Source organism: Flavobacterium chryseum (genome assembly GCF_004362015.1).
GTDB lineage: Bacteria > Bacteroidota > Bacteroidia > Flavobacteriales > Flavobacteriaceae > Flavobacterium.
This window is the reverse complement of record NZ_SNWW01000007.1, coordinates 146,920-169,125: the sequence shown is the minus strand read 5'-3', so window position 1 is coordinate 169,125 and position 22,206 is coordinate 146,920. Positions and strand designations below refer to the sequence as shown.

21 protein-coding genes are annotated in these 22,206 nt (G+C 32.3%); 14 read left to right on the top strand and 7 right to left on the bottom strand.

The window, feature by feature from the left end; translation table 11 throughout:
- Positions 1–77: 77 nt before the first annotated feature.
- The 13 genes from ychF to EV143_RS14545 all read left to right on the top strand — a co-directional run bounded on the left by ychF (position 78) and on the right by EV143_RS14545 (position 15,162).
- Positions 78–1,172, top strand: coding sequence for a redox-regulated ATPase YchF (ychF, locus tag EV143_RS14605; protein WP_133508681.1), 1,095 nt, complete (start codon positions 78–80; stop codon positions 1,170–1,172).
- A gap of 291 nt (positions 1,173–1,463) precedes the next feature.
- Complete coding sequence (locus EV143_RS14600) at positions 1,464–2,141, top strand: TIGR02117 family protein (protein WP_133508680.1); 678 nt, start codon at positions 1,464–1,466, stop codon at positions 2,139–2,141.
- A gap of 7 nt (positions 2,142–2,148) precedes the next feature.
- Positions 2,149–2,823, top strand: a complete 675-nt coding sequence (locus EV143_RS14595; RefSeq protein ID WP_133508679.1) for a hypothetical protein — start codon at positions 2,149–2,151, stop codon at positions 2,821–2,823.
- Between the two features lie 110 nt (positions 2,824–2,933).
- Positions 2,934–3,893 (top strand): YihY/virulence factor BrkB family protein, encoded by a 960-nt coding sequence (locus EV143_RS14590; RefSeq protein ID WP_133508678.1) that lies wholly within the window; start codon positions 2,934–2,936, stop codon positions 3,891–3,893.
- Positions 3,890–4,414: an NADPH-dependent FMN reductase gene (locus tag EV143_RS14585; RefSeq protein ID WP_133508677.1), complete on the top strand. Its 525-nt coding sequence runs from the start codon at positions 3,890–3,892 to the stop codon at positions 4,412–4,414. The genes EV143_RS14590 and EV143_RS14585 overlap by 4 nt, the downstream gene beginning before the upstream one ends.
- A gap of 4 nt (positions 4,415–4,418) precedes the next feature.
- A complete protein-coding gene (locus EV143_RS14580) occupies positions 4,419–5,399 on the top strand; it encodes a transglutaminase domain-containing protein (RefSeq protein WP_133508676.1) in 981 nt (326 codons plus the stop codon).
- 98 nt (positions 5,400–5,497) lie between these two features.
- Complete coding sequence (gene pncB, locus EV143_RS14575; protein WP_133508675.1) at positions 5,498–6,673, top strand: nicotinate phosphoribosyltransferase; 1,176 nt, start codon at positions 5,498–5,500, stop codon at positions 6,671–6,673.
- A 162-nt stretch (positions 6,674–6,835) separates the two neighbouring features.
- The gene (locus tag EV143_RS14570; protein ID WP_133508674.1) at positions 6,836–8,707 is read left to right on the top strand and encodes a DNA topoisomerase IV subunit B; all 1,872 of its coding nucleotides are present in this window, start codon (positions 6,836–6,838) and stop codon (positions 8,705–8,707) included.
- Positions 8,708–8,791: 84 nt separating this feature from the next.
- The gene (locus EV143_RS14565) at positions 8,792–9,943 is read left to right on the top strand and encodes a DUF262 domain-containing protein (RefSeq protein ID WP_133508673.1); all 1,152 of its coding nucleotides are present in this window, start codon (positions 8,792–8,794) and stop codon (positions 9,941–9,943) included.
- Positions 9,933–11,081 (top strand): AAA family ATPase, encoded by a 1,149-nt coding sequence (locus tag EV143_RS14560; protein ID WP_133508672.1) that lies wholly within the window; start codon positions 9,933–9,935, stop codon positions 11,079–11,081. Before EV143_RS14565 ends, EV143_RS14560 begins: the two co-directional genes overlap by 11 nt.
- Position 11,082: 1 nt before the next feature.
- The gene (locus EV143_RS14555) at positions 11,083–11,886 is read left to right on the top strand and encodes a hypothetical protein (protein ID WP_133508671.1); all 804 of its coding nucleotides are present in this window, start codon (positions 11,083–11,085) and stop codon (positions 11,884–11,886) included.
- A gap of 41 nt (positions 11,887–11,927) precedes the next feature.
- Positions 11,928–14,648, top strand: coding sequence for a DNA gyrase/topoisomerase IV subunit A (locus tag EV143_RS14550; RefSeq protein WP_133508670.1), 2,721 nt, complete (start codon positions 11,928–11,930; stop codon positions 14,646–14,648).
- Between the two features lie 172 nt (positions 14,649–14,820).
- Positions 14,821–15,162, top strand: coding sequence for a peptidase associated/transthyretin-like domain-containing protein (locus EV143_RS14545; RefSeq protein WP_133508669.1), 342 nt, complete (start codon positions 14,821–14,823; stop codon positions 15,160–15,162).
- 7 nt (positions 15,163–15,169) lie between these two features.
- Here the strand turns inward: EV143_RS14545 and EV143_RS14540 are convergent, their stop codons facing one another.
- The 7 genes from EV143_RS14540 to murQ all read right to left on the bottom strand — a co-directional run bounded on the left by EV143_RS14540 (position 15,170) and on the right by murQ (position 20,950).
- Positions 15,170–15,796, bottom strand: a complete 627-nt coding sequence (locus EV143_RS14540; protein WP_133508668.1) for a 3'-5' exonuclease — start codon at positions 15,794–15,796, stop codon at positions 15,170–15,172.
- A 2-nt stretch (positions 15,797–15,798) separates the two neighbouring features.
- Complete coding sequence (locus EV143_RS14535) at positions 15,799–17,715, bottom strand: DUF294 nucleotidyltransferase-like domain-containing protein (RefSeq protein ID WP_133508667.1); 1,917 nt, start codon at positions 17,713–17,715, stop codon at positions 15,799–15,801.
- Between the two features lie 194 nt (positions 17,716–17,909).
- Positions 17,910–18,281: a DNA topoisomerase IV gene (locus tag EV143_RS14530; protein WP_133508666.1), complete on the bottom strand. Its 372-nt coding sequence runs from the start codon at positions 18,279–18,281 to the stop codon at positions 17,910–17,912.
- 281 nt (positions 18,282–18,562) lie between these two features.
- Positions 18,563–19,138: a DUF1572 family protein gene (locus EV143_RS14525; protein ID WP_133508665.1), complete on the bottom strand. Its 576-nt coding sequence runs from the start codon at positions 19,136–19,138 to the stop codon at positions 18,563–18,565.
- A 2-nt stretch (positions 19,139–19,140) separates the two neighbouring features.
- Positions 19,141–19,713, bottom strand: coding sequence for a pentapeptide repeat-containing protein (locus tag EV143_RS14520; protein ID WP_133508664.1), 573 nt, complete (start codon positions 19,711–19,713; stop codon positions 19,141–19,143).
- A 90-nt stretch (positions 19,714–19,803) separates the two neighbouring features.
- Positions 19,804–20,025 carry a DUF6095 family protein gene (locus EV143_RS14515; RefSeq protein WP_133508663.1) on the bottom strand — a complete coding sequence of 74 codons (222 nt, stop codon included), beginning with the start codon at positions 20,023–20,025 and terminating at the stop codon, positions 19,804–19,806.
- Between the two features lie 112 nt (positions 20,026–20,137).
- Positions 20,138–20,950 (bottom strand): N-acetylmuramic acid 6-phosphate etherase, encoded by an 813-nt coding sequence (murQ, locus tag EV143_RS14510; protein WP_133508662.1) that lies wholly within the window; start codon positions 20,948–20,950, stop codon positions 20,138–20,140.
- 103 nt (positions 20,951–21,053) lie between these two features.
- Here murQ and EV143_RS14505 point away from each other — a divergent pair, with 103 nt between their 5' ends.
- Positions 21,054–22,196, top strand: coding sequence for a helix-turn-helix domain-containing protein (locus EV143_RS14505; RefSeq protein ID WP_133508661.1), 1,143 nt, complete (start codon positions 21,054–21,056; stop codon positions 22,194–22,196).
- Positions 22,197–22,206 lie beyond the last annotated feature (10 nt).

Genomic DNA, 22,206 nt, shown 5'->3' with positions numbered 1-22,206 from the left:
CTAAAGAATTGATTTGTAATCAACAATACCAGTGTTTTCAAGGGTCGAAATAAATAAAAAACAAAAATTATCTACATATGAAAGCAGGAATTGTAGGATTACCAAATGTTGGAAAATCGACTCTATTTAATTGTTTATCTAACGCAAAAGCGCAGAGTGCAAACTTTCCGTTTTGTACAATCGAACCTAATATTGGTGTTGTAAACGTTCCGGATCCAAGAATCAACAAACTTGAAGAATTGGTAAAACCAGAGCGCGTACAGATGGCAACTGTTGATATTGTAGATATTGCAGGTCTTGTAAAAGGCGCCAGTAAAGGTGAGGGTCTTGGAAATCAGTTTTTAGGAAATATCAGAGAGTGTAATGCTATTATTCACGTTGTACGTTGTTTTGATAATGATAATATTGTTCACGTAGACGGAAACGTTAACCCAATTCGTGACAAAGAAACAATTGATATCGAATTACAGTTAAAAGACTTAGAAACAGTTGATAAACGTTTAGAAAAAGTAAAGCGTGCTGCTAAAACGGGAAATAAAGAAGCTCAGACAGAAGAAGCTTTATTAAACCGAATTAGAGAAGCATTATTACAGGCAAAATCGGCTAGAACAATTGTTCCTCAAAATAATGATGAAGAAATTTTAATGGAAGGTTTCCAACTAATTACTTCAAAACCGGTTTTATACGTTTGTAATGTTGACGAAGGTTCAGCTGTAACCGGAAACAAATATGTAGATCAGATTCGTGAATTAGTAAAAGATGAAGGTGCAGAAGTTATCATCCTTTCAGTAGGAGCAGAGGCTGATATTACAGAATTAGAAAGCTACGAAGAGCGTCAGGTTTTCCTTGAAGATATGGGATTAACAGAGCCGGGAGCATCAGTTTTAATTCGTGCTGCTTACAAGTTATTAAAACAACAAACCTACTTTACAGCCGGTGTAAAAGAAGTTCGTGCATGGACAATCAATATTGGTTCTACAGCGCCACAAGCTGCCGGAGTTATTCACACTGATTTTGAAAAAGGATTCATTCGTGCCGAAGTTATTTCATACGAAGATTACGTTCAATACGGTTCAGAAGCAAAAGCTAAAGAAGCAGGAAAATTCAAAGTAGAAGGAAAAGAATATATCGTAAAAGATGGTGATGTGATGCACTTCCGTTTCAACGTATAATTTTTTTTTTAAGAGAATAGAATAAAGAATAAAGATAAAAGACTAAACTGCTGGAGAAATTCAGCAGTTTTTTTTATGCTTTAAAATAATCTGCAAAATCTGCGTGAAACTAATAAAGCATAAAAAAATCCGTTTAAATCCGCGTTTTCGCTTTAGCGAATCCGTTTCATCCGTGTGCCATTTTTGAATCTGCTAAATTTTCAAAAAACAAAAAAATCTAATTTATTTTTTTGGCTCAAAAATTGAATAGAGAAAAATTAACCATTAACTAAAATCTAAAACCAATCAAAAATGCTTAAAAAAACGCTCAAATTTGTCGGCTGGACTCTTTTCGGAATCTTCGGTTTTCTTGTTCTTTATGTACTATCTGTTTATCTAATTTCTAAAATCACCGTAAATGCTGATATCGCTCAGGTTGAAGAACAAGATGCAGTCCCAATTTACATTCTCTCAAACGGCGTTCATACGGATATTGTAGTTCCAATTGTAAATGATATAAAAGACTGGCGAAACCAAATTCAGTTTAGCCAAACCCAATCAAAGGATTCTTTAATGAATTTTATAGCATTTGGCTGGGGCGATAAAGGTTTTTATCTTGATACTCCTGAATGGTCAGATTTAAAAGCAAGTACAGCACTTAAAGCTGCATTTGGAGTAAGTTCATCTGCCATGCACACTACATTCTTCAAACAATTAAAAGAAGGTGAAGATTGCAAACGCATTTTAATTTCCAAAGAAAACTATCAAAAATTAGTTACTTACATTTCAGATAGTTTCAGTAATCCAACAAATCCGGAATGGATTGAAGGACACAATTATGGAAAAAAAGATGCTTTTTATGAGGCCAAAGGAAGTTACAGTCTTTTTTATACCTGTAATACCTGGGCAAACAGCGCACTAAAAGCCGCAAACCAAAAAGCAAGTTTATGGACAGTTTATGATAAAGGAATTTTTATTCATTATCAATAAATTGGTTATGAAAAAGATAATTTTTATAATAGTCTTGTTAATTGCATTTGGGTCTTGCAAAAAAGCACGAATGAGGCCATGTCCAGATTGTCTTTTTTTATACTTCGAAAGTCCGCAACCAAAAGATGATTCTGAATTAGATAGATTCCCACATAGATTTAGAGGAACGTATAAAGATAAAGATTCTTCTTTTTTAACAATTAATGAAGATCGGATAATAGTAAAATATTTTACGAAATCTAAAATTCATAAAAATGAGTTAGATTCAATGAGAGCTGAATATTATATATACAGTAATAAAATAATAAGGAAGAATTCTAAAGAAAACATTTATGTGCAGTTAATAGGAGATTCATTAGAATTATTAGAAACTCATCTAGATACCATTTTTAGATTTTCATACAATCAAAAAGCAAAACGAATACAAGGTCAATTAATATTAAGTACTCGGGATTCTATTTTTTGGGATATTCAATTTCTATCATTAAATAATAATACATTAAAATTTAAAGATATTTATTTGCCAAGCGATCTTAAAAAACTTGACTCAGTTACAGCAATAAAAGCTCAAATAATAGATTCTATATCTTATTTAATAAAACCAACTCGACGTGAGTTTAAAAATATTTTAAAAATTAAAAATTTAGGAACTGATAGAGAATACGATATACTTTCAAAATAACTTTTAATGACGCTCACATGGTAAAAATGTAAAATTTGCCCAACATACGAGAATTAAATTTTTTTAATTTTTCTTAATTTTGAACATATACACCCAAAATCAGAACTATCGTGAAATTAAAAAATATATTCTCCAAATCATGGTTTCTATTAAAGAACACCTTTTTAGAATTTAATGATGATAACGCCATAAAACTAAGTGCAGCATTGGCATATTACACCATATTTGCATTACCACCTTTGTTGATTATTATCATTACTATATGTGGATTTTTCTTTGGTGAAGATGCTGTTACAGGTCAGCTTTACGGACAAATAAACGGAATGGTTGGAAATAGTGCCGCAATTCAGATTCAGGAAGCGATAAAAAATGTCCAATTATCAGGAGATAATATGTTTGCAACTGTATTCGGAATCGTGATGCTTTTAATTGGTGCTTCTGGAGTTTTTGCCGAAATACAAAGTTCTATAAATTATATTTGGGGATTACGTGCAAAGCCGGATAAAGGCATTAAAAAATTCATCCAAAACAGGTTAATGTCATTTTCAATGATTGCTTCGGTTGGTTTTCTAATGCTGGTCAGTCTTTTTGTGAGTACGACATTAGATTTAGTGAGTGCCCGTTTAAAAATATATTTTCCTGAAAGTACAGTTTATTTATTTTACGTCGTCAATATTATTATTGTACTCGCCAGTATTACATTTCTTTTTGCTATTATTTTTAGAACATTACCCGATGGAAAAATAAGATGGAAAGATGCTTTTATAGGATCAACAGTAACTGCAGTATTATTTATGATTGGTAAATTTGCAATAGGGTTTTATTTAGGCAGCTCTACAGTTGCCTCAATTTATGGCGCTGCTGGTTCGGTAATTATTATTTTAGTTTGGGTCTATTATTCGGCAATTATTCTGTATTTTGGAGCAGAATTTACCAAAGTATACGCAAAATCTTACGGCGGTAAAATTTATCCAAATGAATACTCGGTAGAGATAGCAAAAGAGATTTACGAAATCGACGAACCGAAAAAAGGACCAGTAGAAGATAAATTGCAAAAAGAGAAACCATGAAAATAATAGCCTTTGGAGGAAGTAACAGCGCACATTCAATCAATAAACATTTAGCAACGTATGCCGCAAGTTTATTCGAAAATGCCGAAGTTGAAGTTTTAGACTTGAATGATTTCGCGATGCCCTTATTTAGTGTTGATCTTGAAAAAGAAATTGGTCAGCATGACACTGCAAAAGCATTTTTAACAAAATTAGAAAGCGCTGATATTCTGGTTGTTTCTTTGGCTGAAAATAATTCTAATTATTCTACAGCCTTTAAAAACATTTTCGACTGGAGTTCCAGAATTACCAAAGAAGTTTTTCAGCAAAAACCAATGTTATTATTGGCTACTTCTCCAGGCGCAAGAGGCGGAGCTTCAGTATTAGAAATTGCAAATAATGCCTTACCAAGATATGGTGCACAAATAAAAGCCACATTTTCATTACCTGTTTTTAATGCCAATTTTGATCTCGAAAAAAATCAAATTTCCAATCCCGAATTAGATAAAGAATTGAAAGATATTATAAAAGCCAGTTTTTAATTTCATGACAACAAAAAAGACCTTTTTTCTATTCCTTTTTATCAACATTGTATTTTTATTTTCTTCGTTTGCACAAAAATACAGTGCAGTAGATAAGATTGTTTTAAAATATCCAAAAAGCTTTGATACAACCGAAGAATTAGCAGAACGAATTGAAAAAGATTTTAATTCGGAACACGATAAAGCACGAGCAATTTACAGCTGGATTGCATTTAATATAAAATATGATTATGCTGCTTTTTTAAGACCGGCAAAAACGCAGGGATTTAGTTATCGTACCGAAGCAGAAAAACAAAAGAAAATTCAACAGCTCGAAGATAAACTGATTCAAAATGCATTTAAATCCCATAAAGCAGTTTGCGAAGGTTTTACAGCCTTATACCAGCACTTAGCTTCATTAGCGGGTTTAAAATGCGAAATAATCAAAGGCGATTCTAAAACAAGATTAGACGATATTGGCCGCGAAGAATTAAATTCGAACCACGCGTGGAATATGGTTTTAGTTGATAAAAAATGGCGTTTGATCGATGTTACATGGGGTCAGGGTTATTTTGATAATAACAAAGGACGAATGGTAAATGATTTTTCGCCTGTTTATTTTGATACAGATCCGGATTATTTTTTCACCAAACATTTTCCTGATTCGGGTTCTTACTTAGGAAACAGATTAAGTAAGGAAGATTTTCTTAACGGACCTTTACTTTATAATAAAGGAATTGAGGGCAATCATAAAATTAAAGAACCGGAATCTGGTATAATTGAAGCTGGAAACGGAGAAAAAATCACATTTTTAATCGCGAACATTTCAAAATCGGATCAGTTTTATTATTTAAATAAAAGGAATCAGCCCGTTAAAATTGTCAACGGAAAAGAAAAAAAAGGAGGTTTAGAATTTCAAATTACCTTTGATAAAAATATAGGCAACTACATTACTTTTTTTCTGGATACAAATAGCATTGTTTCTTTTAAAGTAGTTTCAAAGTAAGAATTATTTTGCAATACTGATTTATATCATTTTCTTATTGCACCGAATTGGCGTATCTTAGCAATTCACGGATTTGAAAAAATATAGCAATTTGCCTTATGGAACCAACTTTTTTGAAATCGATCTTAGATAATGATTTCTATAAATTTACGATGCAGCATGCCGTAATTAAACTTTTTCCAAGAGCAAAAGTTCGTTATGCATTTATCAATCGCGGAAAGCATATTTTTCCGCCCGGTTTTGCAGGTTTGCTTCAAAAATCTGTTGATGCAATGGCAAATTTGCGATTAACAAAAGATGAAAAACATTATTTATACCATTATTGTTCGTATCTGGATCCCACTTATTTAGATTTTCTTCAAGGTTATAGTTACGATCCGTCAGAAGTTCATATTACACAGGAAGGATCAGAAATAAAAGTAGTTATAGAAGGTTTTTGGTATCGCACTATTTTGTGGGAAGTACCTTTGATGGCTTTAATTTCAGAACTTTTTTATAAAACAAATCTTCTGATTCGTTTAAATGACGAAGCTATTAAAAGTCTTACCAAAAGCAAAATTGATAATTATAATTCCTTAGGAGTTTCAATTTTAGAGTTCGGCACAAGACGCCGTCATTCATACGATGTTCAGGTTTTGGTCAATGAAACGCTCAATACTTTTGGATCTCAAAGTTTTATCGGAACGAGCAATGTACATTTTGCAATGGTTAATAATAAACGACCTTTAGGCACGCATGCGCACGAATGGTTTATGTTTCATGCAGCGCAATTTGGCTTTAAAATGGCGAACTTAATTAGCCTTGAAAACTGGACAAAAGTATACGGAGGCGATCTCGGAATTGTTTTAACAGACACCTATACAACTGAAATTTTCTTCAATCAATTTGATAAAAAATGTTCCAAACTTTTTGATGGTGTTCGACATGATAGCGGTGATCCGATAGAGTTCGCCCAAAAAGTAATTACGCATTACACCAAAATGGGAATTGATCCAAAATCAAAAGCAATTGTTTTTTCTGATTCCCTTAATTTTGAAAAGGTAAAAGCTATTTCTGATTTCTGTAAAGACAAAATCAAAATGTCATTTGGAATTGGTACTAATTTTACCAATGATGTCGGTCTTCCGGCAATGAATATGGTTATAAAATTGAACGATACAAAGCCGGATAATATGCATTGGCAAGGCGTTGTCAAACTTTCTGACGAAAAAAATAAAAATACAGGAACGCCCGAAATGATTGCTTTGGCAAAACAAGTTCTCGGAATCAAATAGTATTTTTTTGTCAAAACTCTGATTTTTTATATTTTTATCGGCCGTATTTTTTTAAAATCAATTTAAATAGAATTAAAGCTGTTATTATTCATAACAAAAAAAAAATACGCTTTCATTTTTTATAGAGAAATGGTACATTAGCCAAAAATCCTAATTCATTTTATGCTAGAGCAAAATCAATATAACGAAGATAATATTCGATCACTCGATTGGAAAGAACATATTCGTATGCGACCGGGGATGTATATCGGAAAATTGGGGGATGGATCTTCGCCGGATGACGGTATTTATATACTTCTAAAAGAGGTTTTAGATAACTGTATCGATGAATTCGTGATGGGAGCCGGAAAAACAATTGAGGTAACGATCAAAGAAAAAACGGTTTCTGTTCGTGATTACGGACGTGGAATTCCGTTAGGAAAAGTAGTCGATGTTGTTTCTAAAATGAACACCGGGGGGAAATATGACTCAAAAGCTTTCCAGAAATCAGTTGGTCTAAACGGAGTCGGAACAAAAGCGGTGAATGCACTTTCGAGTGCATTTCGTGTAGAATCTGTTCGTGATGATAAACAAAAAGCAGCAGAATTTTCAGGTGGAAATCTGGTTTTAGAAGAAGATGTAATTGATACAACAAAACGTAAAGGAACAAAAGTAACTTTTACGCCAGACGAAACGATCTTCAAAAACTATAAATTCCGTTTAGAATATGTTATAAAAATGGTTAAAAACTATTGTTACCTAAACAATGGTTTAACGATTATATTCAACGGAGAAAAATATATTTCTGAGAATGGTCTTAGAGATTTATTAGAAGAAACAATTAGCGCAGAAGATTTAGAATACCCGATCATTCATTTGAAAGATCATGATATTGAAATCGCTTTAACGCACAGTAAAACGCAATATAGCGAAGAATATCACTCTTTTGTCAACGGTCAGAACACCACGCAGGGAGGAACGCACTTAGTAGCTTACAGAGAAGCGATTGTAAAAACCATTCGTGAGTTTTACAATAAAAGTTTTGAAGCATCAGACGTTCGTAAATCGATTGTAAGTGCGATTAGTATAAAGGTTATGGAACCTGTTTTTGAATCTCAGACCAAAACCAAATTAGGTTCTATGGATATGGGTTCTGATGACGGAACGCCGCCGGTTTCGGTTCGTACATTTGTAAACGACTTTATCAAAACCAAATTAGATAATTATTTACATAAAAATCCGCCAACAGCAGAAGCCTTATTGCGTAAAATTTTGCAGGCTGAACGGGAGCGTAAGGAATTATCAGGAATTCGTAAACTGGCAACAGATCGTGCTAAAAAAGCCAATCTTCATAATAAAAAATTAAGAGATTGCCGCGCGCATCTTCCGGATACAAAAAACCCAAGAAACTTAGAAAGTACGCTTTTCATTACCGAGGGAGATTCGGCTTCCGGATCAATTACCAAATCGCGTGATGTAAATACACAAGCCGTATTTAGTTTGCGTGGTAAGCCTTTGAACTCCTACGGAATGAGTAAAAAAATTGTGTACGAAAACGAAGAATTCAATTTACTGCAAGCGGCTTTAGATATCGAAGACGGACTGGAAAAATTACGTTACAACAACATCGTAATCGCAACCGATGCCGATGTCGACGGAATGCACATTCGTTTGCTGTTGATTACTTTTTTCCTGCAGTTTTTTCCTGAATTAATCAAAGAAGGGCATTTGTATATTTTGCAAACACCACTTTTCAGGGTTAGAAATAAAAAAGAAACTATCTATTGTTATTCTGAAGAAGAAAGAAGAGATGCCATCGAAAAACTAAAACCAAAACCGGAAATCACACGATTTAAAGGTTTGGGAGAGATTTCGCCGGATGAGTTTAAAAACTTCATTGGAGAAACGATTCGCCTTGACCCAATTATGATGGATAAAAACACTTCGATTGAGCAATTATTGTCTTTTTATATGGGGAAAAATACTCCAGACAGACAAGAGTTTATCATCAAGAATTTGAAGGTAGAATTGGATGCTGTTGAGGCTGAGGTTTAGAAAAATATGACAATTTAAAAATGAATAAAGAAATAATTTACTTATAATTATAAATTTTAGGAATCAGTAATAATATAAAAAAATATGGCAGACGAATTTGATGAGAATGATGATATTGAAATAGAAGAAGGGAATGAGGATATTAAAATAGAAATTCCTTTTGATCCGTCTGAAATAAATATTAAAATTATTCCAAGAAACATTGGACAACTTGTTGAATTGTTGGAAGATAATCAAATATTAATTCCAAAATATCAAAGGTTGCCTAATTTATGGAGTGAAGTAAAAAAAAGTAGATTCATTGAGTCACTTATGTTAGATCTACCTATTCCTTTATTTTATTTTGATGAAGGTGATGATAAAAAATGGTATGTTGTTGATGGTCTACAAAGAATGAGTACTTTAGAACACTTTATAATAGGAAAAGGCGATGTTGGTAAAAATAAGAATAAATTAGTTTTACAAAACTTAGAATTTCTAACCGACTATAACGGTAAAACTTGGGAAGAACTTCCTAAAGATATAAAAAGAAGAATTAATTCAAATCAGGTAACTATTAATCTGATAGGAAAAGGCACTCCCGATGAAGTAAAGTATACCATTTTTAGTAGAATAAATCAAGGAGATGTTCCCTTAAAAGCTCAAGAAATAAGAACAGCCTTATTTCAAGGATATAGAGTAGATTTTTTAGAGTCTTTAATATCTGAAGAAACTGATACCGGTAAAATTTTCAGGAAAGTTACAGATGGTTCAGTAAAGTCCAAAAGACAAGAGGATTTAGATTTTATTTCAAGATTTATCTCTTTTTATCTTATAGATTATAATAAATATGAACCTGACATGGATAGGTTTATTACCACTGGGACTAAACTAATTCCAGTAGAAATTGAAAAGCACAAAAAAATAAAATCTGATTTTTCTAAATCTATGATTTTATCTTACGATATTTTTGGAAGAGATGCATTTAGGAAAAGGATAAATGAGAATGATAGTAGAAAACCTATAAATAAACCAATTTTTGAAGTATTAAGTGTTTCATTTTCAAAACTTGATGAGTATAATGCCAAATATTTATTAAATAATAAAGAAACATTTATTAGTAAATTTATAGCATTTCAAAGAGATAATACTAAATTCTGGAATGCAATAACAACTGGAACAGCAACAAAAGATAGTGTAATAAATAGAAATAGAGAATTTAGTAATTTCTTAAATACTTTTTTAAATGATTTCTAATTTAAACATAAAGAATTTTAAATCTCACAAAGAGACTGATTTAGAACTAAGTAATTTAAATGTTTTCTGTGGTAATAATGGTGTTGGGAAATCATCTGCAATGCAAATGTTACTTTTATTAAGAGAAGCTATCATTAAAGATAAATCTTTTGAAGTATTAGATTTAAAATCTAATCCTGTAAAAATAGGAATTTTTAACGATGCCTTATATGAATTTGCTGAAATGGATTGTTTTAGTTTATCAATGGTAACCGAGATAGGTAGTTATAATTTTTCTTACCAAGCAGATAGCGAAGATGACAAAGTGAAATCATTTGTAAGATTAAAAGTTGACAAATCATTTTTTCCTCAAAATTTTATCGAAGAAAGTTTGTTCAATACAAATTTTCAGTTTATTAGTGCATATCGAGTTGGTCCACAGATACAATATCCAAAAGATGACAAAATAATTGACGTCTATAAACAAATTTCGGTTTTAGATGGTAATTCAGAATATTTTGTTCATTATTTAGATCGTTATCGAGATATTGAAGTTTTAAAAGAGATTTGTAATCCTACTACAACTTTTACAGATTTATTTTCGCAAGTTATTGCATGGGAAAAAGAGATAAGTCAAGGAGTAAATATAGATATACAAGATTTAGGGAAATTAGGTTTTGTTTTGAAATATTCATTTGATACTGATACAAGTACGAAAAGAACGAAAAATTTTGAGGCTACAAACGTTGGTTTTGGGCTTAGTTATGTAATGCCAATACTAGTTGCTATTTTGTCTTCCCCAAAAGGCTCATTAGTGTTTATAGAAAACCCTGAAGCTCATTTACACCCTAATGGAATTTCTAAATTAACAGAACTTATATGCCTAGCTTCCCAAGCGGGAATTCAGATTGTATTAGAAACACATTCTGACCATGTAATTAACGGAATTCTTGTCCAATCAAAGGCATACGATGATACTAAGGGAGTAGTAGGAATAGATAAGAATAATATTAGCTTATATCAATTTGAAAAAAATTTCAAAGAACATTTTACACAAGTTACAAAGATTGTAATAGAAAATGAAGGGCTTATACGTTATCCTCCCAAGGGCTTCTTTGATCAATTTTCAATTGATAGAAAAATTTTAATGGGATTTTAATATGAGTAGTAATTTTGTTTTTTATATTAATTCAGATATTTTAGATTCAAGTAATTTTCTGGATTATCAGATAGATGCCTTTATTAAATCTGTCAATCCAATATTAAATGTTGGAAGGAAACTAAAGGCAAAAATTTATTATTCAAATTATAATATTAAAAGTTTAGTTGAATATTTTGATGAGCCATCTTTTAATAAAGATTTTACTAAAAGTCAAGCAAATAAATTAGAATTACTACTTAAAAATTGTATTAAGACTAGCGAGGCTAATAATTTTTTTAGAGTTCATTTTGCTGGAAGAGAAACTAGTTTAGAATTTTTAGAAATACCTTTTATAAATCCAAGTGATAAAGATAAAATTGTTATTTTTAATTTATCCCAAAATTTACCAAAGCAAAGCGTATTATTCGTTAAATCAAATGATGAATTTGAACGTATTGAAATTAATTCTTTTTGCGAAGTACATGAAATTTGGAAATTTGTAAATAATAATTTACCAATAAGAGAGTATAATTTTTCATCAAAACACGGGAATAGTACAACTAGAGCAATTGCTCCCAACACAGAAGATGCTTCACAATTATTATGTACAGATGAGGAAGCTAATTCTTTGCTGAAGACTGCAATTTTTGATTTAAGAGAAAGGAATTGGTGTTATAATTTTGATGAGGACAAGCAAACTTTTATTATTTTTCCTTGTGAAGGAGACAATCCACAGAATAAATTTCATGCTTTCCATATTGATAAGGATAAATGGAGAGAGGAAATTCCCAAATCAATATTAAAACATTTTAATAAAAATTAAGAAGATGTTTTACAATAATTTATAATTTCGAATATAAGTAAATGAAAGACGAAGAAGACGATAACATAATTCCAAACGACGACGAGAATAATTCAGATGAAAACCAACTTGATGATAATCAGGATGGAGATGACGATGAAATTATCAACGTAGATGCCAAGCATTTTGAAGGCCAGCATTTTTACGAAAATCAGGAAGAAGAAGGCGAGGACGTTATTACAAAAGTAACGGGTATGTACAAAGACTGGTTTCTGGATTATGCTTCGTACGTAATTCTGGAACGTGCAGTTCCGGCTATCGAAGATGGTTTTAAACCTGTTCAGCGTCGTATTATGCACTCTTTAAAAGAGTTGGATGATGGTCGTTATAATAAAGTTGCCAATGTTGTTGGTCACACCATGCAGTATCACCCACACGGAGATGCGAGTATTGGTGATGCCATGGTACAAATTGGTCAAAAAGATTTATTGATTGACTGTCAGGGAAACTGGGGAAATATTTTAACGGGTGACGGAGCTGCGGCTTCTCGTTACATCGAGGCACGTTTATCTAAATTTGCTTTGGAGGTTTTATATTCTCCAAAAATTACCGACTGGGGCGTTTCTTACGATGGTCGTCGTGCAGAACCAAACAATCTTCCGGTAAAGTTTCCGTTGCTTTTGGCACAAGGAGCAGAGGGAATTGCAGTTGGACTTTCTACTAAAGTCTTACCTCATAACTTCAATGAATTAATTGATGCTTCAATCAAGATTTTAAAAGGAAAACCCTTTACATTATACCCTGATTTCATGACACAAGGTATTGCCGATGTGTCAAATTATAATGATGGATTGCGTGGCGGACGTGTGCGTGTGCGTGCGAAAATTGCGCAGTTAGACAAAAACACATTGGTGATTACGCAAATTCCGTTTTCGACCAATACGACTACTTTAATTGACAGTATTTTGAAAGCCAATGATAAAGGTAAAATCAAAATCAAGAAAATTGAAGACAATACCGCAGCAGATGTTGAGATTTTAATACATCTTTTCCCTGGCGTTTCTCCAGACAAAACTATTGATGCTTTGTTTGCTTTTACAGCCTGCGAAACTTCTGTAGCGCCTTTAGGTTGTGTTATTGAAGATAACAAGCCATTGTTTATTGGTGTTTCTGAAATGTTGAAAATTTCAACACACAGAACGGTTGATTTGCTGAAGCAGGAATTAGAAATTCAATTAGAAGAATTAAAAAACAAATGGCATTTTTCTACTTTAGAAAAAATCTTCATTCGTGAAGAAATGTACATTGATTTCAAATTATATTCAGACAGAGAATCACTTTATAAATATTTATACGACCGTTTTGAGCCTTTCAAAAAATCATTCGTTAGAGAAATTACTGACGATGACTTACAAAGACTGACTCAAATCCCGATGATTCGTATTACTCGTTTTGATTCTGATAAAGCCGATGATTTTATCGCGAAGTTAGAAGATGAAATGAAAGAAGTAGAGCATAATTTGGAAAATCTAACTGATTTTGCAATTGCATACTTTACCAAATTAAAAGAGAAATACGGAAAAGGCCGTGAACGCCAGACAGAACTTCGTGTTTTTGATAATGTTGAAGCAACAAAAGTAGTTTTAAGAAATACAAAACTATACGTAAACCGAGAAGAAGGTTTTGTTGGAACAAGCCTTAAAAAAGATGAATATCTAACCGATTGTTCTGATATTGATGACGTAATTGTATTTTTACGCGATGGTAAAATGATGATTACAAAAGTCGATGCCAAAACATTTGTTGGTAAAGATATTATTCACGTTGCTATTTTTGATAAGAGCGATAAACGTACGATTTACAACATGATTTATCGTGACGGAAAATCGGGTCCTTCTTATATTAAACGTTTCAATGTTACGGGTGTAACGCGTGATAAACCGTATGATTTAACAAATGAAACTGCCGGATCTCAAGTAGTTTATTTTTCACATAATCCGAATGGGGAAGCCGAAGTAATCACGATCTTATTGCGTCAGGTTGGAACGATCAAGAAACTAAAATTCGATATTGATTTTGCCAAATTAGCGATTAAAGGAAGAGCTTCAAAAGGAAATTTAGTTACCAAATATCCAATCAAAAAGATTGAATTAAAGGAGAAGGGAATTTCGACTTTATTGCCAAGAAAAGTTTGGTTTGATGATACCGTGAAACGTTTAAATGTTGATGCCAGAGGTGAATTGCTAGGAGAATTTAAACCAAATGATAAAATTTTGATTATCAGTCAGTCTGGTAAACTTAAAGTTATCATTCCGGAATTATCAACTCACTTTGATGAAGACATGATTGTTTTGGAAAAATGGAAACCTAAAAAACCAATTTCGGCTATTTATTACGATGGAGAAAAAGAACGTTATTTCCTGAAACGTTTCTTAGTTGAAACCGAAAATAAAGAAGAAAGTTTTATTACAGACCATCCAAATTCGCAATTAGAAATTGTATCAACAGATTATCGCCCTGTTGCACAATTGATTTTTGCAAAAGTAAAAGGAGTTCAAAAAGAAGATTTGCATATTGATATTGAGGATTTTATTGCAGTAAAAGGTTTTAAAGCTTTAGGAAATCAACTTACAACAGATAAACTGAAACAAGTAAATTTACTTGATCCGTTACCTTATGAAGAACCTGCTGAAGAAATTCCTGAAAAACCGGAATTAACAGATGATGAATCTGTAGAAACAGAATTAGATGATGACGGCCAAATAGGTTTGGTTTTAGAATAATAAAAAAAAGCGCTAAGATATTCTTAGCGCTTTTTTTTAGAGATCCTTCTATTTAAATTACAACAGCATTTAATTGTTAAAAACCGTATCGTTATATTTTTATATTTTATTGAGGCCTTCTGATAGCTAAATCTGAGTCTAAATTTGTCTGTCAATAATTATAAAAACCAGCATGAAAAGTCAACTCATCTTTGTGATATTACTATTTTGTAGTTGTACAAATAACAGGTTTTACGGTCGCGTATATGATTTTGATACGGAGCGGCCAATAAAAAATGTGAATATAAATATTAGTGGTGATGTAACTCAAACAGATAGCACCGGATATTTTAGTATGAAAGTAAAATCAAATTTGCCTTGTACCATATTCTTGCAAAAAGCGGGATATGCTTCAAAAAAAATATGCCGAAAACCAGACTCTCTTGGAGAATTTAGTAAAAAAAGCTTAAGGAATAATTCAATTTATTTAATAAAAAAAGAAAGTGAATTTTCTAATCAAATTAAAAGCGAATAATCCTGTATTAGTGAAAAAGCTGATTTAGATTAGTATGTTTTTTTTCTTTTAATTTCTTTACAATTTTTAAAAAGGCAATTGCCGTAATGTACGCATCGCCCAAAGCAGTGTGTCGGTCTTTTTTAGAGATATCAAATTTATCGGCAAGATCATCTAAGGTGTAATGATCTTTTCTTTCGAACAAATGCGATTTTATTAAAGTCTTTTTATATAAATGAGCAGTATCTAAAGTTTTGTTTGTGAGTTCTGGCAGACCATTTCTTTGTAAAGCTTTGTTGATCATCCTAACATCAAAAATAGTGTGATGCGCAATAATAATCGAATCTCCTAAAAAAGTTAAAAACTGCTGTAAAGCTTCTAATTCATTGGGGCGTTTTAAAACAAAATCTTTCAAAATACCATGAATTTGAGCCGTCGATTTATCATAATGATCCTGTTTAATATAGACCTCAAAACTATCCTGAATTGATATAACATTATGCTGTAAAACAAGTGCGCCAATGCATAATATCCTGTCATTTTCGTAATCAAAACCCGTAGTTTCAGTATCAAGAACTACAAATCTCGTTTCTTCAATAGTACTATTTTCATTGAACAGATTTTCTTCTTTTTTCCAAAAATTAAATATACTCATACTTATACGACGTTTGAAATATTGAATCTTACGCTAATCAATTCCTGAAGTTCCTTGATGGTTTTAAAGGTTCTTTTCAATTTTATTTTTTCCATTTTTGATAAAGATTCCAAAGCAATAAATTGTCCCGAATCATTATGCAAAAGACCTTGTTTGGTTCTGAATTTCAATAAAGCTTTAAACGAATATGAGCAGGATAAATACAGTTCTCTGTTATTGGGTTCTAATTCGGCTAGCTTTTCGAATCTTTCTGCAGTACTGCTGATTGATTTAACAGAATGTGAAAGAATTAAAACCCGCGCAGCATCAGTCAACGGCATCAAAGCACGTCTTTTAATATCAAAATTATCTTTGTTTGCACCATCTTGTTCTACCAAAAATTGTCTAAAGAAACCTGTTGGCGACGGACTTTGCAACGCGCCACTCACTAAATGCACATAAAAAATAGGATTTGCTTTCACGCTTTCAAAAATAGATTCTGAAAGTTCATTTACAATTTCAGAATCTCCGTAAGTTACTTTATAATCAAAGAAAATAAATGATAATAAGACTTCATTTTTTCCGGGGTTTGTAATCCAGTAATGCACCTGACTTTTCCATTCATCAAGGCTCATACACCATTTAGGGTTCGAAGCCATCATTTCGGCAGGGCAATAATCATAACCAATTTCAAAAAGACCTTTATTGACAAGTGCTGCAAATTTCAAAAAATATATTTTTGTTTCATCCTTAAAAACATCAGAAACATTTTCATAAACAAGTGCATTATCCTGATCGGTATGCAGCATTTGCTCACTTCTTCCCTGACTTCCCAAAGCCAGCCAGGCGAATTTTACAGGCGGTGGACTGCTCATTTTTTCGATCGAGATTTCAATAACACGTGTTGTACAAGCTTCGTTTAATTCCGTTATAATTTTAGCAATTAAAGTCATCGGAATATTTTGATCTAAATAGCCTTGTAGCAATTGCATTATTCTCGCTCGGATAGGTTTAATTTCTTTGACTTTTTTAGCTCTTTTTAAAGCTTTTATTAAAACGGCAGGATTATTTCCTAATGCCACCATTACGTCATGTTTAGATAAAATCCCAACAGCTTTGGTATTAACGGTGCCATCTTTGGTAAGGCATAAATGGCTGATACTGCTTTTCATCATAGCCATTTGAGCCTCTGTTACCGTCATTTTTTTAGGATATGTAATAACCGGTTTCGTCATTATAGATTCTGCTGTAGTCAGGATCGAAAAATCTCCGGTAACGATTTTATTACGCAAATCTTTATCCGTAATAATGCCAATTGGCAGCATTTCATCTACAATTAATATCGCACCAACTTTTTTCTTATTCATGATTTTGGCAACATCTCTTGCGGTTGTAGACGGACTGCAAGTGACAATTTTCTTAGAATATTGTATCGGTTGTAAATCAAAAGTATCTTTACTGGAGTGCAAATCTTCCTGCCCTAAATCTCCGTATAATTTATCTTTATGAATATCTGAATACGGATTTCGGGTATTAGAAGCATAACTTTCAATCAAAAAATTACCAACATTTCTATTTTCAAGTGCATACGGTTTAAAAACTGCAATCGGAATTGCATATAAAATGCTTTCTTCATGCGCTACGGCTTCCATAATATAGTTTTCCTGAGCGAGAAGTGGTCTTAATCCAAAAATATCGCCTTCATCACACATGTCCAGAACAGTGTTTTTTTGACTTTTTCTAAGCGCCACGGCACCTTTATGAACGACATAAAATGAATCATGCGTTTTTTCATTTTCTGTAAATACAATAGCATCTTTATCTTTATAAATAATGGAAATTTGCTCCGATAATTTTTCAAGATCTTTTTGATGCAAAAAACTAAAAGGCGGATAGTCTTTTAAGAAATCGGCAACCCTGTGAGATATGGTATTTTTCATGCGTTAGATTTAGGTTCTAATGTAAGATTTAAAATAGAAATGTAAAAGAAACACCTGTAATTATTGTATAAAGTTGCAGAGTAGCAAAGTTACAAAGGGACAAAGTTTTTACTGTGAGGATATTGTATTAAGTATAATTCATAAAAAAAGCCCCAAATTTGGAGCTTTTCAATTATAATTTAGCGTGAAATACGTTACTCAATTCTGGTAACCGTTCCGTGTTGTTTTTCTTCAGAACCCACCATTCCGAACTCAAAAGTATAAGAATCCTTAGAAGTTGTTAAGATTTTCATTCCAATAGCTTTTTCTTCGGCCATGTTTTTTGGATGTTTTTTCTGCAAGATATATTCGCAATCGCTAACCCATCGAACGGTTGAAGTATCTGTTTTTCCTTCAAAAGTTTCAATTTCGATATCATCTTTACGTTCAAAAACAGTCGTTTTTTTTATGCCGTTAACTTCAAATTCAAACTTGAATTTTCCGTTTTTAAAATCTTTACAATTGTGTTGTGCATCATAACAAGATACTAATGCAAGTAACGGAAGGAAGAATAATATTTTTTTCATTTAAATAATTTGTTTTTTTAGGAGCTGTTTCCTGCTTTCCATTTCAATCTTTTTATTTTCTAAAGAAAAAAATAAAAAGGATTTCCATTGCAATCAGGGCTAGGAATATATCGGATATATAAGAAGCACAGTTACAATAGAGGCTAAAATGATATTAAGAAAACTCAGAAAAATTAAATTTCGCCTTTTGTTTTGATCTGCTTGTTCATCAGATAATTTTGTTTGGCAGAATTTAATTAGAATCCAAAACCAAAGTCCGCCTAAATCAGAATGAAACTCTATCACTTTAATCGTTTTAATTCATCATCGGTAAAGTTCTTAATTTCTTTTTCTTTGGCAAACTTTTCTGCATTGTAATTTCCGGATTTATTTTTCGGAATCGATAAACTGTCCCAGGAACTATTTTTCAATTGTTTAGCGTAAAAAACAATCTGACCAATATGATAGGGGTAATGTGCTAATTGACGATTTATGGCTTCAATAACCGTGTGACCTTCATTTCTAATATAAATAATATCCGAAAGTTGTTCCGCTTTTAAACTATTCAAAGCATCAAGAAAACAATCCCAGCCTTTATTCCAGGTTGCTAAAACTTCTTCCTTAGATTGTAAATCATTTTCAAATTCGGCATCGCGGTTGCGCCATTCTTTCTCACCATCAGAAGTTAAAAAGTCTGTCCAACGTGATAACATATTGCCCGAAATGTGTTTTATAATTGTTGCAATACTATTGGTATCTTCATTTACAGAAACAAAAAGCTGTTCCGGTTCTAATTGATCCATTGCTTTTTCTCCCAACATTTTATAATAGAGAAATTGCTTTTTAACGCTTTCTAAATAAGAAGTATCTGCACTCATATTTAAACAATTTTAATGTCATATTTGTCTAAAAGTCCCACGATTCCCTGATTGGAGAATTGTGCTTTTCTCATCGGATTAAATTCGGGATCAATTTTGTAATTATAAGCCGTTCTAAAATCGACAGCTGCCAATTGTGTATCATTAAAGATTGCACCGTCCAGATCGCAATTATCAAAAACAGCACTCGTTAAATTGGTTCCGATAAAAGTAACTTCTCTCACAGAACAATTGATAAATTTAGTTTTCGGCATTTTTTTGTTCGAAAATATGGCATAATCTAAAGCCGTTTCCTCAAAATAAACCTGAAATAAAAAATCGTCACATTCATTAAAAGCAATTCCTAAAAGCTTACAGTTTTTAAAAGTCACATTTTTTAAACTCGTACTAAACAGACTTGTCATCGATAAATTACAATCGATAAATTCGCAATCTAAAAAAGTATTGTAAGCAAAATTGCTGTTAGAAAAATCACAGTTTTTAAAAACACAATCTTCAAACTCACGATTGTTTATTTTTTTGTCGATGTAATTGACTTTCTCGAAGGTTTTTTGAATGTGGATTAGACTTTCCATGTTGTATTGTATAAAATAAAAGTTTTTAATTTCAAGTTGGATTAAACCTAACAGGTTTCAAAAACCTGTTAGGTTTGCTTAAGCGACAAATTAGTCATTAAACAAACCTTTCATAATAATTTTTAACCCATAAAAAATTAAAAACATTGCACTTAAACAGGCAATAATTCCAATTCCTAAAACCAAATAATGCCAGTTTGTATGTTGATTCATAAATGCATTATAAATCAAGGATGGCCCAATAAACAAAAGAGGTAGTGAACCTGATAAATATTTAACGCCTTTTCCTAATAATTCTTTATTTGTTGCCATAATTTTTGTTTCAAGTCTTTTTTGTTTCAGGTTTTAAGTTTTTTAAGCTTTAGCTTTCAACCTTTGAGAACTCTGCGGTTAAACACCATCTCAAATCTCACAGAAACCTGTTTTACTTGTTATAATTATCTACAGCATTTCTTACGCTGCCATATTTCTGTAATAATTCAGAAGCTTCTTCATACGAAACCGGAATTTCTCCCATGATCATTTTTACGCCACGATCGACCAGCTTAACATTACTCAATTGCATATCAACCATTTTGTTTCCTTTAACTTTTCCAAGCTGAATCATCGCTGCCGTCGAAATCATGTTTAAAACCAATTTCTGAGCTGTTCCGGCTTTCATTCTCGAGCTTCCGGTAACGAATTCTGGTCCAACAACCACTTCAATAGGAAATTTTGCTGTTAAAGCCAACGGACTTCCTGCATTGTTAGTAATACAGCCCGTAAGAATATTATTTTCATTACAAGTTTCCAGACCGCCAATTACATACGGAGTCGTTCCGGAAGCTGCAATTCCAATCACCACATCATTTGCACCAATATTATTCGTTTGCAAATCTATCCACGCTTGCGTGGCATTGTCTTCGGCATTTTCTACCGCACGACGAATTGCAGTGTCGCCCCCAGCGATAATTCCGTTCACCAAATCAAACGGAACTCCGAAAGTAGGAGGACATTCAGAAGCATCAACAACGCCTAAGCGCCCGGATGTTCCGGCTCCGATATAAAAAATTCTACCGCCCAGTTTTAGTTTCGTTACAACTTGTGCCACTAAAGCCTCTATTTGCGGAATGGCTTTTTCTACAGCGTCAGGAACAGTTTTGTCTTCGTTATTAATATTTGTCAGCAGTTCCTGAACCGACATTTTTTCTAAATGTTCGTATTTTGAAGCTTGTTCTGTGGTTTTAGTAAATGTCATTTTTAGTATAATTGGTCTTGCCCAAAATTAATCTTTTTTATTGCAATTTTTAGAACCTTTTTGAAAGAAGTAAAATATTATATTTGTTACATATTAATAGAAAATGGATAAATTAGATTTATTGCAAGGGATTGGCCGCATCTCAGTTTTTGTTTCTTTATTGCTTGCGTTTTTTTTATTAACGGTTAAAACCGAAAATAAATTGGCAAACCGATTATTTGCCTGGTTTTTCATTTTTTCTGCTGTCGATCTCAGCGGATTTTTTATTGATGCTGTCACCCGAACCGCACTGAATTGGGAGATTTTTAGATCTACGGCTTGTTTATTCGGAATGCCTTTGTTCTACCTTTTTGTATTGGCGGTCTGTTATTCTGATTTTAGATTACAATGGAAACATTTAGTTCATTTACTGCCTTTTATAGTTGTCAATTTAGTTTTTATTCCGAGAATTTATTTAAACCTCGACACAGATCGAGATACTTTTGTTGCAGCGCTTAATCAATTGCCTGAGATTTATTTTATCCAGATTTTAATTGAATTTCAGTACTTGTTTTACATTGTCAGCGTATTTTTGATTTTGAAAAAGTATAGAGAAATCTATCTGGAAAATTATGCCAATTCGAATGCGGCGACTTATAAATGGCTTTTCCAGATAACATGTGTTTTTCTTATCGCACATTCAATTGTGGCATTAAAAAATTTATTGCGTTACAGTGGTTTCAGAGAGATATTTCTTTGGGCAAATGTACTTGTAGGAAGCATTGCATTGTTTATAACGTGCTGGTTTATAATGAAAGCACTTAATCATCCGGAACTTTTTAGAGGAGTTAATTCTAAATTGAAACTGACAAAAGATATTTTGCCGGAAGTGGAAGATAAATTGACTTCAACAAATGTTCAAGATGATTTGATTTCCAGTCAAATTTCGACATTAAAACAATATATGGCAGAGAAAGAACCTTTTCTTGATCCGTCACTTACTATCCAGGAACTTGCAAATCAAATCGATATTCCGGTTCGGGAATTGTCTGTTTTAATAAATCATAAGATGGATCAGCACTTTTTTGATTTTGTGAACGAATATCGTATCCAAAAAGCGATGAATATTTTGAAAGATCAGTCTAAAAGTCAGCTTACAGTTTTAGAAATTTTATACGAAGTGGGATTTAATTCCAAATCTTCGTTTAATACTTCTTTCAAAAAATATACGAATTTAACGCCGACAGCTTATCGAAACGCTTCATAATTAACGGTTT

What these genes read in the sequence shown, in the direction of transcription:
- ychF (WP_133508681.1), top strand. Translation starts at nt 78, where the DNA reads ATGAAAGCAGGAATTGTAGGATTACCAAATGTTGGAAAATCGACTCTA.
- EV143_RS14600 (WP_133508680.1), top strand. Translation starts at nt 1,464, where the DNA reads ATGCTTAAAAAAACGCTCAAATTTGTCGGCTGGACTCTTTTCGGAATC.
- EV143_RS14595 (WP_133508679.1), top strand. Translation starts at nt 2,149, where the DNA reads ATGAAAAAGATAATTTTTATAATAGTCTTGTTAATTGCATTTGGGTCT.
- EV143_RS14585 (WP_133508677.1), top strand. Translation starts at nt 3,890, where the DNA reads ATGAAAATAATAGCCTTTGGAGGAAGTAACAGCGCACATTCAATCAAT.
- EV143_RS14580 (WP_133508676.1), top strand. Translation starts at nt 4,419, where the DNA reads ATGACAACAAAAAAGACCTTTTTTCTATTCCTTTTTATCAACATTGTA.
- pncB (WP_133508675.1), top strand. Translation starts at nt 5,498, where the DNA reads ATGGAACCAACTTTTTTGAAATCGATCTTAGATAATGATTTCTATAAA.
- EV143_RS14570 (WP_133508674.1), top strand. Translation starts at nt 6,836, where the DNA reads ATGCTAGAGCAAAATCAATATAACGAAGATAATATTCGATCACTCGAT.
- EV143_RS14565 (WP_133508673.1), top strand. Translation starts at nt 8,792, where the DNA reads ATGGCAGACGAATTTGATGAGAATGATGATATTGAAATAGAAGAAGGG.
- EV143_RS14560 (WP_133508672.1), top strand. Translation starts at nt 9,933, where the DNA reads ATGATTTCTAATTTAAACATAAAGAATTTTAAATCTCACAAAGAGACT.
- EV143_RS14555 (WP_133508671.1), top strand. Translation starts at nt 11,083, where the DNA reads ATGAGTAGTAATTTTGTTTTTTATATTAATTCAGATATTTTAGATTCA.
- EV143_RS14550 (WP_133508670.1), top strand. Translation starts at nt 11,928, where the DNA reads ATGAAAGACGAAGAAGACGATAACATAATTCCAAACGACGACGAGAAT.
- EV143_RS14545 (WP_133508669.1), top strand. Translation starts at nt 14,821, where the DNA reads ATGAAAAGTCAACTCATCTTTGTGATATTACTATTTTGTAGTTGTACA.
- EV143_RS14540 (WP_133508668.1), bottom strand. Translation starts at nt 15,796, where the DNA reads ATGAGTATATTTAATTTTTGGAAAAAAGAAGAAAATCTGTTCAATGAA.
- EV143_RS14535 (WP_133508667.1), bottom strand. Translation starts at nt 17,715, where the DNA reads ATGAAAAATACCATATCTCACAGGGTTGCCGATTTCTTAAAAGACTAT.
- EV143_RS14530 (WP_133508666.1), bottom strand. Translation starts at nt 18,281, where the DNA reads ATGAAAAAAATATTATTCTTCCTTCCGTTACTTGCATTAGTATCTTGT.
- EV143_RS14525 (WP_133508665.1), bottom strand. Translation starts at nt 19,138, where the DNA reads ATGAGTGCAGATACTTCTTATTTAGAAAGCGTTAAAAAGCAATTTCTC.
- EV143_RS14520 (WP_133508664.1), bottom strand. Translation starts at nt 19,713, where the DNA reads ATGGAAAGTCTAATCCACATTCAAAAAACCTTCGAGAAAGTCAATTAC.
- EV143_RS14515 (WP_133508663.1), bottom strand. Translation starts at nt 20,025, where the DNA reads ATGGCAACAAATAAAGAATTATTAGGAAAAGGCGTTAAATATTTATCA.
- murQ (WP_133508662.1), bottom strand. Translation starts at nt 20,950, where the DNA reads ATGACATTTACTAAAACCACAGAACAAGCTTCAAAATACGAACATTTA.
- EV143_RS14505 (WP_133508661.1), top strand. Translation starts at nt 21,054, where the DNA reads ATGGATAAATTAGATTTATTGCAAGGGATTGGCCGCATCTCAGTTTTT.